General features: G+C 39.4%; 14 protein-coding genes and 1 other RNA gene. 7 read left to right on the plus strand and 8 right to left on the minus strand.

Going from position 1 to position 18,127, the window contains the following annotated elements:
- Positions 1–8: 8 nt before the first annotated feature.
- The 4 genes from EXS92_RS05545 to EXS92_RS05560 all read right to left on the minus strand — a co-directional run bounded on the left by EXS92_RS05545 (position 9) and on the right by EXS92_RS05560 (position 4,103).
- Entirely contained in the window at positions 9–2,336 is a 2,328-nt protein-coding gene (locus tag EXS92_RS05545; protein ID WP_165515812.1) for a RelA/SpoT family protein, read from the minus strand.
- Positions 2,323–2,547: a DNA-directed RNA polymerase subunit omega gene (locus EXS92_RS05550; RefSeq protein ID WP_000712202.1), complete on the minus strand. Its 225-nt coding sequence runs from the start codon at positions 2,545–2,547 to the stop codon at positions 2,323–2,325. The genes EXS92_RS05545 and EXS92_RS05550 overlap by 14 nt, the downstream gene beginning before the upstream one ends.
- Positions 2,548–2,589: 42 nt before the next feature.
- Entirely contained in the window at positions 2,590–3,312 is a 723-nt protein-coding gene (gene pyrH / locus EXS92_RS05555; RefSeq protein ID WP_097556033.1) for a UMP kinase, read from the minus strand.
- Positions 3,313–3,419: 107 nt separating this feature from the next.
- Complete coding sequence (locus tag EXS92_RS05560) at positions 3,420–4,103, minus strand: MqnA/MqnD/SBP family protein (protein WP_165508276.1); 684 nt, start codon at positions 4,101–4,103, stop codon at positions 3,420–3,422.
- A gap of 130 nt (positions 4,104–4,233) precedes the next feature.
- Between EXS92_RS05560 and acnB the strand changes: the two genes are divergently transcribed.
- The 4 genes from acnB to hofE all read left to right on the plus strand — a co-directional run bounded on the left by acnB (position 4,234) and on the right by hofE (position 10,159).
- Positions 4,234–6,792, plus strand: coding sequence for a bifunctional aconitate hydratase 2/2-methylisocitrate dehydratase (gene acnB, locus EXS92_RS05565; protein ID WP_165515813.1), 2,559 nt, complete (start codon positions 4,234–4,236; stop codon positions 6,790–6,792).
- Positions 6,793–6,833: 41 nt separating this feature from the next.
- Positions 6,834–7,139: a hypothetical protein gene (locus EXS92_RS05570; RefSeq protein WP_165515830.1), complete on the plus strand. Its 306-nt coding sequence runs from the start codon at positions 6,834–6,836 to the stop codon at positions 7,137–7,139.
- Between the two features lie 270 nt (positions 7,140–7,409).
- Positions 7,410–8,699: an IS701 family transposase gene (locus tag EXS92_RS05575; protein WP_165515814.1), complete on the plus strand. Its 1,290-nt coding sequence runs from the start codon at positions 7,410–7,412 to the stop codon at positions 8,697–8,699.
- A gap of 92 nt (positions 8,700–8,791) precedes the next feature.
- The gene (gene hofE, locus EXS92_RS05580) at positions 8,792–10,159 is read left to right on the plus strand and encodes an outer membrane beta-barrel protein HofE (RefSeq protein ID WP_165515815.1); all 1,368 of its coding nucleotides are present in this window, start codon (positions 8,792–8,794) and stop codon (positions 10,157–10,159) included.
- Positions 10,160–10,165: 6 nt separating this feature from the next.
- Here hofE and EXS92_RS05585 read toward each other — a convergent pair whose 3' ends face one another.
- From EXS92_RS05585 to lolA, 3 genes are all read right to left on the minus strand, one after another.
- Positions 10,166–10,693, minus strand: a complete 528-nt coding sequence (locus EXS92_RS05585) for a hypothetical protein (RefSeq protein ID WP_064436595.1) — start codon at positions 10,691–10,693, stop codon at positions 10,166–10,168.
- A gap of 42 nt (positions 10,694–10,735) precedes the next feature.
- Positions 10,736–11,120: a transfer-messenger RNA gene (ssrA, locus tag EXS92_RS05590) on the minus strand.
- A 55-nt stretch (positions 11,121–11,175) separates the two neighbouring features.
- Positions 11,176–11,730, minus strand: a complete 555-nt coding sequence (lolA, locus tag EXS92_RS05595) for a LolA-like outer membrane lipoprotein chaperone (protein ID WP_000643130.1) — start codon at positions 11,728–11,730, stop codon at positions 11,176–11,178.
- Positions 11,731–11,876: 146 nt separating this feature from the next.
- On the opposite strand from lolA, the gene secA reads away from it, so the two are divergent.
- The 3 genes from secA (at position 11,877) to hofF (ending at position 17,477) form a co-directional block, all read left to right on the plus strand.
- Entirely contained in the window at positions 11,877–14,474 is a 2,598-nt protein-coding gene (gene secA / locus EXS92_RS05600; protein ID WP_165515816.1) for a preprotein translocase subunit SecA, read from the plus strand.
- The gene (locus EXS92_RS05605) at positions 14,464–15,696 is read left to right on the plus strand and encodes an ABC transporter permease (RefSeq protein WP_165515817.1); all 1,233 of its coding nucleotides are present in this window, start codon (positions 14,464–14,466) and stop codon (positions 15,694–15,696) included. Before secA ends, EXS92_RS05605 begins: the two co-directional genes overlap by 11 nt.
- A gap of 281 nt (positions 15,697–15,977) precedes the next feature.
- Complete coding sequence (hofF, locus tag EXS92_RS05610; RefSeq protein WP_165515818.1) at positions 15,978–17,477, plus strand: outer membrane beta-barrel protein HofF; 1,500 nt, start codon at positions 15,978–15,980, stop codon at positions 17,475–17,477.
- Positions 17,478–17,870: 393 nt separating this feature from the next.
- Here the strand turns inward: hofF and EXS92_RS05615 are convergent.
- Positions 17,871–18,127: restriction endonuclease subunit S (locus tag EXS92_RS05615; protein WP_165515819.1), on the minus strand; the 257-nt coding region annotated here is incomplete at its 5' end.

Below are 18,127 nucleotides of genomic sequence, written 5' to 3' on the forward strand. Positions count from 1 at the left end.
AGGGCTTATTATAATTCATAAGCATCATCCAGACTGGATAATTCTACAATCCTATCTTGATATTTGCGATTGATTAAAGCCCTCATCCAATCCGCCTTATCCGTGGCTATTTCAAAACTCACTTCACAATGGCTAGAATACTTGTCTTTATAGCCTAAGTAAGACACGCCCACAATATTGCATTCATTCCTGTTTAAAAAAGTCAATAAACTTGCTAAAACCGACTTTTTTTCGCCTAAATAAAACATCATTTTATAAATCGTTCGATCCCGCTTGTGCCATTCTATATGAACCATCGGCACTTTAGCATCCACTTCCGCCATCGCTTTTTTGCAAAATTTATGGTGTGCGATCGCTTTTGGATCTTTTAAATCCGTTACAATCGCAATGATTTCATCGCCATATTTAGGATAACAACAATCATTCAACAACACCTGTTTGATCTCTAAAGCGTTGCTTGAACAAACGCTAAAATGTTCTAATTCCTTACACTGCCACTGCCGGTTTGGGGTTAAAAAATTCAAAACGCTGGTTTTAAAACCCAAATACCTTAAACCTCGAGTCCATAAACTCATCTCTTGGTATTCTAAAATCGCATCTTCTTTTAAAGAAAACACCTTATTTTCAATTTCTTCAGTGAGTTTGGTTAAATTTTCAAAGCTTTTCATCGCTTCTGTTAAGGTGGTTTCCACCCCACAATCTGTTAATTTTTCTTCAAAGTTTTTATAATCTTTCAAATCCACATCTTCAAAAACAGAGCGCCCAAAAAAAGTCGCTAAGATATTGATCATGCTCTTAGTGTCAATTTCTTTCAAGCGGTTTCTTCTTTGGATACGCAAATGGTTTTTAGCCTTAGAAGTTTTAAGCTGATCCATCCAAATGAAACGAGGTATTACTTTATCGCCTTTAACGATTTTAACCACATCCCCACTCCTTAATTCTTGATTGAGTAAGGCTTTTTTACTATTGATATAAGCGTCCGTGGCTTTATCGCCTAAATCGCTATGCACCATGTAAGCAAAATCTAAAGCAATCGCTCCTACCGGTAAGGTGTAAGTGTCCCCATGGGGCGAAAAAACGACAATGTCTTCACGATACAAATCGTTCTTAGCGAGTTCGTAAAATTCCTTAGGGTCGTTTTTCAAGTCGCTGTCATGGTATTTAAAATTTTGCAACCACCTCATGCCCTCATGATGATCGTCATTATCCACGCCCCCAGCTTTATACTTCCAGTGGGCTGAATTACCATACTCCGCCCCCATATGCATATCAAAGGTGCGAATCTGCACCTCATAAACAGAAGATTCATCAAAAATGGTCGTGTGTATGGTCTTATAGCCATTTTCTTTGGGTAAAGCGATGTAATCTTTAAAACGAGAAACAATGGGTTTGAAATTCAAATGGATAATCCCTAAAACTTTATAGCAATCAATCGGGTTTTTCAATAAAATCCTAATGGCTAACAAGTCCAAAATTTCATCAATATTAACCGCGCCCTTTCGTTGCATCTTAAGATAGATAGAATAAGGGCGTTTCACCCTTGTAACGAGTTTAAAATCCGAATGGCTAAACCCGCTATCAAAAAGTTTTTTTTCTAACTTGCTCGCAAAAGCGTTGAGCTTTAAGAGTAAAGACTGCTTGTTTTTGTGCAAATATTCCTTGATATTTTTATACTCTTCTGGATAAATATAATAAAAGCTCTTGTCTTCTAATTCATTTTTGATTGAAGACATGCCCAATCGGCTCGCTATGGGGGCATACACCGCTAGAGTTTCTTTAGAAATACGCACTTGTTTGTCGTGAGACAAGGCGTCTAAGGTGAGCATGTTGTGCAACCTGTCGCTAATCTTTACCACTAAGGCTCTTGGATCTTGTATCGCGCTAATTAGGATCTTTCTAAAAGTGAGCGCTGAAACCACCATTCTGGGATCTTGAGAGCTCACCCCTAACTCTTCTTTCCTGATTTCAGTGATTTTAGTGAGTGCATCCACTAAATTAGCCACATCTTGCCCAAATTCTTGCTCAATCGTTTCAATTTTACAGGGCGTGTCTTCTACCACATCATGCAAAAGTGCAGCACACACCATCGCCTCATCGCCCCCACAAAACGCTACCAAGCTTGCCACACAAATAGGATGGACAATATAAGGCTCGCCGCTTTTTCTATACTGCCCCTTATGGCTTTTGGCCGCTAAATTTAGGGCGTTTTCAATTTTGGGCGTGAAATCAATTAAAGTCCTTAAGATTTCAATGCCGCCCTTTGGGGTCGTAACTTTTTTAATGACATCCAAAATCCGTAAGAATCCGATATCAACGGATTTATCAATTTCGTTCATCTATCCTGTCTATATCAATTTTCCCTTCAGCGATTTCTCTAATAGCAATATCCACTAATTTATGGCGTTTAGGGTCCATATTCACTAAAGTTTTGGCTCCGGCGTTTAATTGCTTCACACGAGCGAAAACTAAATTATCTAGCATGTAGCGGTCGTTCCCAATATTTTTTAAGGCTTGAGCGACTAAACTCTCTGTTCTCTCTTTTTTCAAACTGATCCTTTTATTTTAGAGTTCTATCCAATTTTAAAGGGCTTATTTTACCATAGAAAATACGCCTTGTTGGTGCTTGATCACTTGCAATAAATTCCCTTTTTTGAACATGTTACACACCACAATGGGGAGCTTATTGTCTTTAGCTAAAGAAATAGCGGTATCGTCCATCACTTCAATATCCCCTATCAAGGCATCGTTATAGCTTAAAGTGTCTAATTTTTTAGCGTCTTTAAACCTGTTAGGGTCTTTGTCGTAAATGCCATCCACTTTAGTCGCTTTAATGATTAAATCCGATCCAATTTCAATCGCTCTTAAAGTGGCAGCCGTATCCGTAGTGAAAAACGGGTTTCCCGTGCCTGCGCCAAAAATCACCACCCTACCCTTTTCTAAATGCCTGATCGCTTTTCTGTAAATGTAACTTTCACAAATCTCTTTGATTTCAATCGCGCTTTGCACTCTTGTGTCTAAGCCGATATGCTCTAAAGCTTCTTGCATGGCTACTGCATTAATCACGGTGGCTAACATGCCCATATAATCCCCACTGGTGCGCCTGATAATCCCCCCTTGAGCCGCGCTAACCCCCCTAATGATATTGCCTCCACCAATCACAATACCCACTTCAATAGCGTTTTCTACTAAACTTTTGATCTCTTTAGCGATGTGATCTAACACATGAATGTCAATCCCAAACTGGTTGTCCCCAGCTAACGCTTCCCCAGAAAATTTCACCAAAACCCGTTTGTTTTTTATCTTTGCTTGCATGATCCCTTCTTAATCCTCTTAATCCATATAATAAAACTTTTGATTGTAACCTAATCTTGCTTAAAAACACCCTTTCTAAATTTTAAGCCTACATTCTCAGCGAATCACTAAAAACGCTTGGGTTTTTGGATGCGTTTGAACAACAATTCACGATAGAACGCTTTAAGGCCTAATTGTTCTTTTTTGCCTAAAGTGTAGTAAATTTTTTGCAAGTAATTTAGAATGTCTTGGCGTTTCAAGTTGGTTTTTAAAGCGGCTTCTTTAAGGATGTAGTAAGGGATTTTTGTTTTTTGACGTTTGAAGGCTAAAGACAAACGCTTGTAAAAATCCTTGTTTTTATGGTAACACAAACGCCCAAAAACAAACGGCAAGCGTTTTTTTTCATACCACAGAGCGGCTAAATCTATAAAATCTTTTTTGGGGTTGGAATAGTAAAATTGCAACGCTTTATTGCCGATTAGCACTTCGCCTTTTAACCCTAGCGCTTTAGAGAGGGCGTTTGAAGAAGCGCTTTCTTTGTCAAAAGCGTTTTCTCTATTTACAACCAGCACGCTTAAAACTTCCTTATAAGCGACAATGCCTAAAGAATAAGAACAAAGAGCGAATGGATAGCCAGCGATAGAAGAAATAAACCCCGCATCAATGCGCCTGAATAAAAAACTCTCATTGAGTTTGGAGGGGTAAGTTTTTTTAAGCCGTAAGAATTGTTTGAAATAACAAGGGGTGGGGTAGGATTTGATAAACACATCAAAAGGGAGCATGTTCAAATAATCAATTTTACCAAAACGCACTTAAAATCCTTTTTTGTATCGCATGGTAGCTAAAATTTCTTACAACTTAACTAAAAGTAAAAAGAGTTTTGTTATCATGGAGCAAATGATTAGAGCATTAGCAAATAATGCTATTTAATAAGGAGAAATGATGAAAGATTTTTTAGAAGATTATAAAAAAAGCGTTTTAGAAAGAGAAAGTGAGAATATCCCGCCACTCCCCTTAAACGATAAACAAGTGGAAGCCGTCGTTGAAATTTTAATGAAAGATCCTACAAACGCCGCTTTCGCTAAAGAATTACTCATTCACAGGGTAAGCCCTGGGGTTGATGAGGGGGCGAAAGTGAAAGCGGAATTTTTAGCCCAATTGTCTCAAAAAAAACTAGAATGTGCACATATTAGTGCTTTAGAAGCGACTACTCTTTTAGGCACGATGCTTGGGGGGTATAATGTAGAGCCTTTGATTGTGGGCTTAGAAAGTCAAGACAAAAACATCGCTAAAGAGAGCGCGAAAGCTTTAAAAACCACTCTTTTAGTCTATGGATCGTTTGATAAAATCGCTGCAATGAGCAAAACTAACGCTCTGGCTAAAGAAGTGCTAGAGTCTTGGGCGAATGCCGAATGGTTTTTGAATAAAGAGCCTTTGAATGAATGCATTGAAGCGTGCGTGTTTAAGATTGATGGCGAAACCAATACCGATGATTTAAGCCCAGCGAGCGACGCTTTCACACGAAGCGATATTCCTTTACACGCCAAAGCCATGCTAAAAAACCGGATTGAAAATTACGAACAACGCATAAAAGCCATTAAAACTAAAGGCGTTCCTGTGGCGTATGTGGGCGATGTGGTTGGCACAGGAAGCTCTAGAAAAAGCGCGACAAACTCTATCATGTGGCATTTTGGTAAGGACATTCCTTTTGTGCCTAATAAAAGGAGTGGAGGCATTGTGATTGGGGGGGTGATCGCTCCGATTTTCTTTGCGACTTGTGAAGATAGCGGAGCGTTACCTATTGTGGCTGATGTTAAGGATCTAAAAGAGGGCGATTTGATTAAAATCTACCCTTATAAAGGCGAAATCACGCTGAACGATAAGGTGGTTAGCACCTTTAAGCTAGAGCCTGAAACTTTGTTAGATGAAGTCAGGGCTTCTGGGCGTATCCCTTTAATCATTGGTAGGGGTTTGACGAATAAAGCGCGTAAATTTTTAGGGCTAGGCGAATCTGAAGCGTTTAAAAAGCCATCCGCTCCTAAAAGCGACGCTAAAGGCTACACTTTAGCCCAAAAAATTGTAGGCCATGCTTGTGGGGTAAAAGGGATCTTACCTGGCGCTTATTGTGAGCCAAAGGTTACCACCGTGGGCAGTCAAGACACCACAGGGGCGATGACTAGAGATGAGGTTAAAGAATTGGCGAGTTTGAAATTTGATGCGCCTTTTGTGTTGCAGAGTTTTTGCCATACCGCCGCTTACCCAAAGCCTAGCGATGTGAGTTTGCATGCAACCTTGCCCAGCTTTATCACTCAAAGAGGCGGTGTGGCGTTGCATCCGGGCGATGGCGTGATCCATACATGGCTGAATCGCATGGGATTGCCTGACACTTTAGGCACAGGGGGGGATAGCCACACCCGTTTCCCTTTAGGCATTAGTTTCCCGGCAGGGAGCGGGTTAGTCGCTTTTGCAGCGGTTACAGGCACGATGCCCTTGAACATGCCAGAATCGGTGTTAGTGCGTTTTAAAGGGGAAATGAATCCTGGGATTACTTTAAGGGATTTAGTGAATGCGATCCCTTATTATGCCATTAAAAAAGGGTTACTCACGGTGGAGAAAAAGGGTAAAATCAATGTCTTTAACGGGCGTATTTTGGAGATTGAAGGCTTGCCTGATATTAAAATGGAACAGGCTTTTGAACTAAGCGATGCGAGTGCAGAAAGGAGCGCGGCGGCTTGCGTGGTGCGTTTGAATAAAGAGCCGATGATTGAATACTTGAAATCCAATATCAAGCTCATTGATGAGATGATTGTAAGCGGTTATGAAGATAAAGAGACTTTGAAAAAACGCAGAGATGCGATGCAAGCTTGGGTGGATAAGCCGGTATTGTTAGAGCCAGATAGTAACGCCCAATACGCTGCCGTCATTGAAATTGATGTGGCAGAAATCACGGAGCCTATTTTAGCTTGCCCTAATGACCCTGATGATGTCGCTACTTTGAGCGAAGTTTTAGCGGATACGACCGGTAAAAGACCCCACGCTATTGATGAAGTGTTTATTGGCTCTTGCATGACGAATATCGGGCATTTCAGAGCCTTTGGTGAAATCGTTAAAAACGCTCCTCCCAGTCAAGCGCGCCTTTGGGTAGTGCCACCCAGTAAAATGGACGAACAAGAGCTTATTAATGAGGGCTATTATGCGATTTTTGGGGCTGCCGGGGCAAGGACTGAAGTCCCAGGCTGTAGCTTGTGCATGGGCAATCAAGCGAGGGTTAGGGATAATGCGGTCGTTTTTTCTACTTCCACACGCAATTTTGATAATCGTATGGGCAGAGGGGCTAAAGTGTATTTAGGCAGCGCAGAGCTTGGGGCGGCGTGCGCTTTACTAGGGCGAATCCCCACTAAAGAAGAATACATGAATTTAGTGAGCGAAAAGCTAGAGAGCCAAAAAGACAAGATCTATCGCTACATGAATTTTAATTTAATGGAGAATTTTAGGCTCTAGTTTTGTTTTCATTAAAAGGGAATGATCCCTTTTATTTGGCTGTGGCTGAATGTTGGGAGAGGATAAAAAGGAGAGCGGTGGTGAAAAAAGTCGTTGTGAGTTTATGCGTGGCGTTAGGTTTTTTAAGCGCGGATCCAGAACAAGCCAATAAGGCGAGCAGTAATGCGGATTTGATTAAAGAGATAAGGGATTTGAAAAAAATCATCAGCGCGCAAAGCACGGAGATTAACCAATTAAGAAAAGTGCAAGAAGTCTTATCTGGGCAATTAGGAGACATGCGTAAGGACATATTAAGCACTAGGGATTATTGCATTAGCTTAAGGCCTTATATTTATAATTGGCGCTAGAGGATCATCAAAGCATGAGAGCATGCGGACATTTGATCCTTTGATGCAATCCTTTAATGATTGGAAAAATTAGAGTTGGGGAGGGTTTGGTTTTGGCTCTGTATCCCTATGATAGGGATTTTACAGGGTTTGAGTTTCCAAAGTGCGTTTGATCCCACACGCCTTAAAAAAATTCTCTTGTTGGATTGTAGGGGTAAAATCAGTCTCTTTGTTAGAGTTAAATATTCTATAATAAAATTTTAGGAAATTCAAGTTTAAAGATATTAAAAAATGCCATACGCCTTAAGAAAAAGATTTTTCAAACGCCTTTTATTGTTTTTTTTAATTGTTTGTATGATAAATTTGCATGCCAAAAGCTATCTGTTTTCCCCTTTGCCCCCAGCGCACCAGCAAATCATTAAGACAGAGCCTTGCTCTTTGGAGTGCTTGAAAGACTTGATGCTGCAAAATCAAATCTTTTCTTTTGCGTCTCAATACGATGATAACAACCATGATGAGAACCTTAAAATTTATTACAAGGACATCTTAAACAAACTCAACCCCGTATCCATCGCTTCTCAAACCCCAACCAAAGAAAGCTATGAGCCTAAGATTGAATTAGCGATTTTACTGCCTAAAAAGGTGGTGGGGCGTTATGCCATTTCGGTGATGAACACCCTTTTAGCGTATTTGAACACCAGAAACAACGATTTCAATATCCAAGTCTTTGACAGCGATGAAGAAAGCCCTGAAAAATTAGAGCAAACTTATAAAGAAATTGAAAAAGAAAAATTCCCTTTTATCATCGCTTTATTGACTAAAGAGGGCGTGGAAAATTTGCTCCAAAACACGACTATCAATACCCCTACTTATGTGCCTACGGTGAATAAAACGCAATTGGAAAATCATACCGAGCTTTCTTTAAGCGAGCGCTTGTATTTTGGGGGGATTGATTATAAAGAGCAATTAGGTATGCTCGCAACTTTCATTAACCCTAATTCGCCCGTGATTGAATACGATGATGATGGTCTGATAGGCGAACGCTTGAGGCAAATCACGGAGTCTTTAAATATTGAAGTCAAACACCAAGAAAATATTTCTTACAAGCAAGCCACGAGTTTTTCAAAAAATTTTAGAAAACATGATGCGTTTTTTAAAAATTCTATTTTGATTTTAAACACCCCTACCACTAAAAGCGGCCTGATCCTTTCTCAAATAGGGCTTTTAGAATATAAGCCCTTTAAAATCCTTTCCACACAAATCAATTTCAACCCCTCTTTACTCTTACTCACCCAGCCTAAAGACAGAAAGAATTTATTCATTGTCAATGCCTTGCAAAATAGCGATGAAACGCTGATAGAATACGCCTCCTTATTAGAGAGCGATTTAAGGCATGATTGGGTGAATTATTCTAGCGCAATCGGGCTAGAGGTGTTTTTAAACACACTAGATCCGCATTTTAAAAAGTCTTTTCAAGAAAGTTTAGAAGACAATCAAGTCCGTTACCACAATCAAATTTATCAGGCTTTAGGGTATTCTTTTGAGCCGATAAAAAATGAAAGCGGGACAAAAAAAGAATAATATTTAGATAATTATTTGAATACTTTCATTTTTAATAGGTTTTTAATAAAATTGGAATATGATACGAGCGAAAATTAAACAAAGGTTATTCTGTGTTAAAATTTCAAAAATTACCCTTATTGTTTGTTTTTATTCTTTACAATCAAAGCCCTTTATTGGCTTTTGATTATAAGTTTAGCGGGGTAGCGGAATCCTTTTCTAAAGTGGGGTTTAACCATTCCAAACTCAATTCCAAAGAAGGGATTTTCCCTACAGCCACTTTTGTAACCGCCACGATCAAGCTTCAAGTGGATTCCAATCTGCTCCCTAAAAACATTGAAAAACACAGCTTAAAAATAGGCGTTGGCGGGATTTTAGGAGCGCTCGCTTACGATTCTACCAAAACGCTCATCGACCAAGCTACGCACCAAATCTATGGCTCAGAACTTTTTTTCTTCATAGGGCGTTGGTGGGGGTATTTAGGCGACGCTCCTTGGAAAGACTCTCGCATAGAATCTGACGCTCACACCCGTAATTATGTGCTGTATAATTCCTATTTGTTTTATTCTTACGGCGATAAATTCCACCTAAAACTAGGGCGTTACCTTTCTAACATGGATTTTATGAGCGGTTATACACAGGGTTTTGAACTGGATTATAAAATCAATTCTAAAATAGCGTTAAAATGGTTTAGCTCTTTTGGGAGGGCTTTAGCCGCGGGGCAATGGATACGAGATTGGTATGCCCCTATTGTAACTGAAGACGGCAGAAAAAAAGTTGATGATGGCATCCATGCGGTGCAACTCTATTTTTCTAGCAAACATGTTCAAGCCACGCCCTTTTTTTATTTTTCACCCAAGACTTACGAAGCGCCCGGGATTAAAATCCATATTGATAGCAACCCGAAATTTAGAGGTTTAGGGTTGCGATCTCAAACCCTTATCAATGTGATTTTCCCTGTTTATGCTAAAGATTTATACGATGTGTATTGGCGTAACTCTAAGATTGGCGAATGGGGTGCATCGCTTTTAATCCACCAACGCTTTGACTACAACGAATTTAACTTTGGCTTTGGTTATTACCAAAATTTTGGCAACGCTAACGCAAGGATTGGCTGGTATGGTAACCCGATCCCTTTTGACATAAGAAGTAACAGCATTTATGGTTTGGTTTTTAGTAACGCTGTTACCGCAGACTCTGTTAGCGGATATGTCTTTGGTGGGGGCGTGTATAGAGGGTTTTTATGGGGGATCTTAGGCAGATACACTTACGCCACCAGAGCGAGCGAAAGATCCATTAACTTGAATTTAGGCTATAAATGGGGTTCTTTTGCTAGCGTTGATGTGAATTTACAATACTATGCGGTGAGCATACACACTGGCTATAAGGTTAATGATCTCACTAGCCCTTTTGATAAAGCCTTTAAGGCGAACACACAAGACAGGAGCAACCTTATGGTTAGCGTGAAATTCTTTTTTTAAACCCTATCAATTAGGCTTGGTAGAATTGAGCCATTGTTTTTGGAAATCAATGGCTTTTCTCAATTCGGCTTCTAGCTGGGCTAAAACATCTTTTAAGGGCTTAACATCAATCAAATTGTCTTGTTTGAAAGAATCTAGCTGTTTGTCAATTTGCAAAGCGGCGTCTAGCGCGTCTTGGGGGAATACCGGCTCGCCTAAAGCCTTTTTAATCGTTTCGCCGATTTCAATCGTTTCAGAGCCTTGATGATCTTTTAAGTTAGGATTATTTTCTTTATCCTTAGGCTTAGGCTCTAAGATCAAGCGCAAATGTTTGATTTTCTCATGCAAATCGTTAAGATCTTTTAAATGATCGGTGTTTCGCCCCCTATCCACCGCTTTTTCTAAAAGCTTATCGCTCAGGCTCACTAACTGATCGCTTAATTTCACGCTGTTAGCTTGAGCTTCTGTCACTTCATCAATATCAATCGCTGCTAAAGCGCTCACAAAATAAAAGGGCAACGCCCACCTTCTAAAACGAGAGAAAAACTTCTGCATTTACCTTCCTTAAATACGCTATAAAAATGATACTTTTTAATATGGTGGAGCTGTGGGGAATCGAACCCCAGTCCAAAAATCTTGTCCTAAACACAAACTTCTACAATGCTTAGAAAATTGGTTAGTTTTTTAGCCTTAAAACTAGCTCTGGTCCAACTTTCTAAAACCTTGAGGTAGTTTCAAGAGTTCTTGTTCTTAGTTTAAAAGGCGAACCACCTTTTAAAAGCGTCTAGCTTAAGGTTATGGAGTGATTAAAACGCTAGAAATTCTAATCAGTCCAGCTCCAAAAGGAGATTAACTCACGCAGCTTTAGCGTAAGCTGGAGCGTAATCTGCGTTGTTTACAGTTATTTTTGTTGCTGTTTTACAAGTAGCGCTTGGCATGCTATCTGTGCGACAAGAAATCTGTCGAAATCCAAGTCAGCCCCATGATTTTAAAAGCTTGGTTATTGTAACTAACTTTTATTAATGAGCGGCTAAAAATCACTGGCGCACAATATCAATATTTTCATCTTTAGGGTTAAAAACAAAGATTTCATTAGGAATTTTAGGGTTGATTTCTGCTTGAGAAAAAGTGATCGTTACAAGATTGTTCATGTCATCTTTAAATTCCAACGAAAAAGGCTTGCCGTCTTTGAAAGTCAAACGATAAGTGGTTTTGTTGATAGTCGTTTGAAACGATCCGTCAGCCTGCTTTTTCAATTGCTTAAGAATGGTGAAAAAATCCGTCTTGTCTTTTAAGGGCGTGATAGTCGCTTGGAATAAATTAGGCTCATAAACCACCACTTCCTTATCGTTCATGTAAATTTCTTTTTTTAAGGGTTTTTCATAAACCCATAAAGCCCAATTAGGGGCTTTAGCTTTTAAAATCCCATAATAAACTAAGGGCTTTTCACTTTTTAACACTTGCTTGAAATGCGCGCTAAAACTTTGCAAATTTTGTAAAACTTCTTCTTCTTTAGAAAGGGTTGGAGGATTTTTAGCATGAGCGACACTCATAAAAATCAAAACCATTACAATCTTTAAAAAAGCTTTCATTAATCAAACCTTAAAATAATCTATCATCTTTAATAAAACCCTTTATTTTACAAGACTTTTATTTTATCCATGCTAAAATGGGATTAAAAACTGACGCTTTAATCAAATAAATGGGATTGAAGCACTCTTAAAAGGTTACTACTACCATGATAAAAGCAATCATTGGAAAAATCATTGGCACTAGAAACGATCGCTGGATCAAACAATACAAAAAAAAAGTCCTAGCCATCAACGCCTTAGAGCCTACTTATGAAAAGATGAGCGATGTTGAGCTGCAAAACGCTTTTGAAGAATTAAAAAATCGTGTGCGATCCGTAGAAAAAGATTTGCAAGAAAAAACCCTTTTAGAAGTCTTACCGGAAAGTTTTGCTATCACTAGAGAAGCGAGTAAAAGGATCTTAAAGATGCGCCATTTTGATGCGCAACTCATTGGGGGCATGGTCTTAAACGATGGCAAGATCGCTGAAATGAAAACTGGAGAGGGTAAGACTTTGGTCGCTACTTTAGCGGTGGCTTTGAACGCTATGAAGAGTGAAAGCGTGTATGTGGTAACGGTCAATGATTACCTAGCCCATAGGGACTCTAAAGAAATGGAGCCGTTGTATCAATTCTTAGGTTATAGCGTAGGCACGATCACTGCGAGCGTGCGAGATGATGATGAGCGCTTAGAAATTTATTCTAAAGACATTGTTTATGGCACTAATAATGAATTTGGCTTTGATTATCTAAGGGATAACATGAAATATTCTTTAGAGCATAAGGTGCAAAAATCGCATGCGTTCGCTATTGTTGATGAAGTGGATTCCATTTTAATTGATGAAGCCAGAACCCCCTTAATCATTTCAGGGCCTGTGGATAGGCGCATGGAAAATTACAACAAGGCTGATGAAGTCGCTAAAAGCATGCAAGTGGAAATAGATTTCACCATAGATGAAAAAAACCGCGCGATTTTAATCACTGAAGAGGGGATTAAAAAAGCCGAAAACCTCTTTGGCGTGGATAATTTATACAAGATTGAAAACGCCGCCTTATCGCACCATTTAGACCAGGCTTTGAAAGCGAATTACCTCTTTTTTATTGATAAAGATTATATTGTAGCCAATAATGAAGTGGTGATTGTAGATGAATTTACCGGCCGTTTGTCTGAGGGGAGGCGCTTTAGTGAGGGCTTGCATCAGGCTTTAGAGGCTAAAGAGGGCGTGAGCATTAAAGAAGAGAGCCAAACCTTAGCCGATATTACTTTCCAAAATTATTTCAGGATGTTTTCTAAACTTTCAGGCATGACAGGCACGGCTCAAACCGAAGCCACAGAATTTTTAGAAATATACAATTTAGAAGTGGTGTCTATCCCTACTAATCTAGCGATCAAGCGAAAAGACTTGAACGATTTGATCTATAAGAGTGAAAAAGAAAAATTTGATGCGGTGATCCTTAAAATTAAAGAATTGCACGATAAGGGTCAGCCCGTTCTAGTTGGCACGGCCAGCATTGAAAAGAGTGAAACCTTGCACGCTTTACTCAAAAAAGAGCGCATCCCTCACACCGTTTTAAACGCCAAGCAGCACACCAAAGAAGCTGAAATCATCAAAGACGCCGGGCTTAAAGGGGCGGTTACGATTGCGACTAACATGGCAGGCAGAGGCGTTGATATTAAACTCACTGATGAAATTAAGGAGCTTGGGGGGCTGTATATCATTGGCACTGAAAGGCATGAGAGCCGCAGGATTGACAACCAATTAAGGGGGCGAAGCGGGCGCCAGGGTGATCCGGGAACAAGCCAATTTTATTTGAGTTTAGAAGATAATCTGTTACGCATTTTTGGGAGCGATAGGATTAAGGGGGTGATGGAAAAATTAGGGCTTAAAGACGGCGAACACATTGAATCCAAGCTCGTAACAAGAGCGGTGGAAAACGCGCAAAAAAAAGTGGAGAACTTGCATTTTGAAAGCCGTAAGCATTTGTTAGAATACGATGATGTGGCTAATGAACAACGAAAAAGCGTGTATAAATTTAGAGATGAATTGTTAGATGTTAATTACGATATTGGCGCTAAAATCGCTGAAAACAGAGAATACGCGCTCAATCAAATCTTTTCTAAACTCAAAGCCTTTGACCATCAAAACCTGTCTGAAGAGGAACTTTTAGGGCTTAAAAACATCTTAAAAGAAGATTTTAACACTCATGTTGCATTAGAAGATTTAGAAAAAGCCTCCCCTATTGAAAAATTTGTGGCTGAAAAACTCAAAAGCGATTATGAAAACAAAATGAAAGTTTTAGATAGCGAACAAAGAAGCCGGATCGAACGCATCGTGTATTTGCAGATTTTAGACAACGCATGGCGAGAGCACCTTTATACGATGGATAATCTCAAAACCGGTATCAATTTGAGAGGCTATAACCAAAAAGACCCCCTTGTAGAATACAAAAAAGAGAGTTATAACCTTTTCTTAGAACTCATTGAAGACATTAAAATAGAAGCGATCAAAACCTTTTCTAAGATCCAGTTTGAAAACGAGCAAGATTCTAGCGATGCCGAGCGTTATTTGGATAACTTTAGCGAAGAAAGAGAGCATGAGAGCGTAACTTACCGCCATGAAGAAGCCTTAGATGAAGATTTGAATATGTCCATGAAAGCTTTTTCTAAAACCCCTAAAAGAAACGAGCCTTGCCCTTGCGGGAGCGGGAAAAAATACAAAGATTGTTGCGCTAAAAGCGGGCCTAAAAAGGGCTTATTTGCCAAATAGATCCTTAATCTTTTTCCTTATCAAGCGTTATTTGCGTTTTGATAAAAGCCAGCCATTTATCAGCATCACCGCTTTGTTAGCCTTTTTTGGCGTGGCGGTTGGCGTGATGGTTTTAATTGTGGCTATGGCGATCATGAACGGCATGAGTAAGGAATTTGAAAAAAAGCTTTTTGTGATGAACTACCCCTTAACGCTCTATACCACAAGCCCTTATGGGATCAGCGAAGAAGTGGTTCAAGCTTTGGAAAAAAAGTTCCCTAATTTGCTTTTTAGCCCCTATTTGCAAACCCAAAGCCTGATTAAAAGCACGCATTCCATGAATGGCGGCGTGGTGTTTGGGGTTGATTTTTCTAAAGAAAGGCGCATTAATGAAGTTTTAAACGACGCTTTAAAAAACACCAATACAAACGATCTTTTTAAAAACCCTTTTAATTTGATCGTGGGGAAAAGCTTGAGATACAGCTTGAATTTAGATCTCAATCAAAAAGCCGATTTGTTTTTCACCGAATTAGAGCCAACCGGTCTCACGCTCTCCCCTATCATGAAACGCTTTACTATCAAAGGCGATTTTGATTCAGGGCTAAAATCTTATGACATGAGCTACATGTATGCGAGCCTTCAAGCTATAAGCGCGATCAGGAGGTTACCCTTAGGGCTTTATGATGGGGTGCATGTCTATTCTAAAACGCCCATGAAGGATATTGAAATTTTACGCAACGCTTTAAAAACCATCAACCACCATGGCATAGGCATTGAAGGGTGGTGGCAGCAAAACGGGAATTTTTTCTCGGCTATGGAATTAGAAAAAAGAGCGTTATTCATTGTGCTCATGCTCATTATTTTAATGGCGTCTTTGAATATCATCAGCTCGCTTTTAATGGTGGTGATGAACAGGCGTAAAGAAATCGCCCTACTCTTTAGCATGGGGAGTAGCCAGAAAGAAATCCAAAAAACCTTTTTTTATTTGGGCAATATCATTGGTTTGGGCGGTGTGATTCTTGGGGTGGTTTTAGCGTTTATAAGCATGTATCTTTTAAGCGTGTTCCCTATCATCTCGCTCCCAGCAGATGTCTATGGCATCAACACTTTGCCTTTAGATTTGTCTTTAATGGATTTTACGCTCACTCTCATAGGTTCTGTGATCATCGTAGGGCTTTCTTCTTATTACCCGTCTAAAAAAGCTTCTACTATTGACGCTTTAAGCGTGTTAAGGAATGAATAAATTAAAAAAATAAATAATATTGAGATGAAATAAGGCTTTGAGTGTCTGTATTTGACTAACAAAGAAAAATTTTATTCTCAAAATTAAAAAAAACCATAATATTATGCTAGTATTAACGCACGACTTAGTTAAGAATTAACTTTGTAAGTCGGACTTCATAGAAAAAAGGACGGAAGATGAACAGACTGATTAGATGTTTAAGATCTGTAAGAAAAAATTTTCTTTGAACGATGTTGGCTTACTCTATTTAGAATTTTTGGTTTATACTAAAGGTTAAACGCATGAACTATAAGGTTGCATCTGCTAAAAATATCGCAACGCTTCTTTTTTTATTCTCTTATCAAAGTCAAGCTTTTGATTTGGGTAAAATCGCTAAAATTAAAGCGGGTGCTGAAAGTTTCTCTAAAGTCGGTTTCAATAACAAACCTATCAACACTAATAAAGGGCTTTACCCTACCGAAACCTTTATGACGATCATGGCTTACATGCAAGTGGATTTTACGGAGCTCTTGCCCAAAAGCGCTACGGCTAACGGGCATCATTTAGACGGGAGTCTTGGGGGTTGGGGGGGTGCTGTTATTTATGATACCACTAAGGATTTTATTAACGAAGTTACAGGGAAACCCTATGGGGCTATGACTTGGAACTATGTGGGCTATTGGGGCGGTCTTGTGGGGCAAAAACCATGGGCTAGTTGCGGGTTAGCCACAGGGAATTTGACCCAAGGTCAATACGATAAGATGACTCAAGCTGAAATGACGCAGTTGTCTAATCAAGAAGCTTTAGAGGCTTCCACTTGTGCAAAAACCTATGCCGATCACACCAGAAACTATGTGATTTATAACGCTTACTTGCGCTACAACTACAAGGATATTTTTGAAATTAGGGGCGGAAGGTACGAATCCCCAGCGGACTATATGAGCGGTTACAACCAAGGCTTGGACATGACCTTAAATTTAGGGAATTTCAAATTCTGGTGGTTTAGCTCGTTTGGTCGTGGCTTTGCCTATAACGAGTGGCTTTATAATTTCTATTCGCCTAAAACCTACACTCTTAAAAACGGGCAAACCATAAACCCTGGGGTGCATGCCTTTTATATCATTTGGAATTACAAGGGTTTCAGCATTCAGCCTTTTGTCTATTTTTCACCCTTTAACGAATACGACCCTAACTTCACGATCACTTATGATAGTAACCCCACTTTTACCGGCTTAGGGTTTCGCTCTCAAACCGATGTTACCGTGCTTAATCCCTTTTATGCTAAAAGATTTTGGGACACCTATCAATTTGGCATGCCAGCCGGTAAGAACGCGCACAGCTTGATGATCAAACAAAAGTTTGAATGGAATGAATACAATTTTGGTTTTGGGATTTATAAATCCTTTGGGAACGCTAACTGGATGATAGGCTACCATGGTAACCGCTTAGGCTTTGACTTTTGGACGAACAGCGTTTATGCAAACACCCTTAACTCTTTGTCTTACATGATGGATGCGAACGCTTTTACCGTGTTTGCCTTTGGCGGTGGGGTGCATAGGAAATTCCTTTGGGGCTTATTGGGGCGTTTGACTTATGGGCCTAGGGCGAACGAACAAGTCCTATCGCTCAACTTGGGCTATAAATTCACTAAAAATTTTTCAGCCGACATTAAATTTGAATATTATAATGTGTTGATGCATCAAGGCTATAAAATGGGGTGGAACGGGCCAAAATTAGACAGCCAACCCGCCACCGATCAAGACAGGAGCCATATTTTCACCGAAATCGTGTGGAAGCTTTAAACCCCTTTAATAACAACCCCTTAAGGGTTTGTTAAAACGCCTAGCAAAAAACAGCCATTAAAAACCGCTTTAGCGCCCATTTTAGGACTTGTTTTTAAAATTAGAATTTTAAACTTTTTTATTTCATTTTTCATTGTGCTATGGGTGTTCTTGGCTCTGTGATACTAAAACTTTTATTTTTTAAAATGGGCTTTTAGTTGCTTTGTTTTGTCATTTTAAAACTCATTTTAAAAAATATTTCAAATTCATTTTATAAGGGGATAGGGGGGTATTTTGAAATAATTCTCCCCCTACAACCCCCTTAAGATCCCCCTAACCCCCCAAGACCGCTTTTTTTTAGAAAATATCACTTGCTTACGCAAGCTCTTTGTTATTTAGTATTAAAAAATGCTGTTAGCATTTTTTAACTTCTTTATGGGGGGTTAGTGGTTTGAAAGTCAGTAGTTTTTCTCTGTAGTATTCGTATTGCTTTTTCCTAGCTTCTATTTCAGCCGGGATACCGGCTAATAAATCGGTGGTTAAAGCCAAAAATTGATCCAAAATCGTAACGATCTCTTGCTGGATCTCTAGGGGTGGGATGGGGAACTTATATTTTTTAAAAGCAGTCATATCCACAGAAGCAAAACCTGAAACATTAGTATTTTTTTTGC

It is taken from the genome of Helicobacter pylori (genome assembly GCF_011175115.1).
Lineage (GTDB): Bacteria > Campylobacterota > Campylobacteria > Campylobacterales > Helicobacteraceae > Helicobacter > Helicobacter pylori_DF.

What these genes read in the sequence shown, in the direction of transcription:
- hofF (WP_165515818.1), top strand. Translation starts at nt 15,978, where the DNA reads ATGAACTATAAGGTTGCATCTGCTAAAAATATCGCAACGCTTCTTTTT.
- EXS92_RS05545 (WP_165515812.1), bottom strand. Translation starts at nt 2,336, where the DNA reads ATGAACGAAATTGATAAATCCGTTGATATCGGATTCTTACGGATTTTG.
- acnB (WP_165515813.1), top strand. Translation starts at nt 4,234, where the DNA reads ATGAAAGATTTTTTAGAAGATTATAAAAAAAGCGTTTTAGAAAGAGAA.
- secA (WP_165515816.1), top strand. Translation starts at nt 11,877, where the DNA reads ATGATAAAAGCAATCATTGGAAAAATCATTGGCACTAGAAACGATCGC.
- lolA (WP_000643130.1), bottom strand. Translation starts at nt 11,730, where the DNA reads ATGAAAGCTTTTTTAAAGATTGTAATGGTTTTGATTTTTATGAGTGTC.
- EXS92_RS05575 (WP_165515814.1), top strand. Translation starts at nt 7,410, where the DNA reads ATGCCATACGCCTTAAGAAAAAGATTTTTCAAACGCCTTTTATTGTTT.
- EXS92_RS05585 (WP_064436595.1), bottom strand. Translation starts at nt 10,693, where the DNA reads ATGCAGAAGTTTTTCTCTCGTTTTAGAAGGTGGGCGTTGCCCTTTTAT.
- pyrH (WP_097556033.1), bottom strand. Translation starts at nt 3,312, where the DNA reads ATGCAAGCAAAGATAAAAAACAAACGGGTTTTGGTGAAATTTTCTGGG.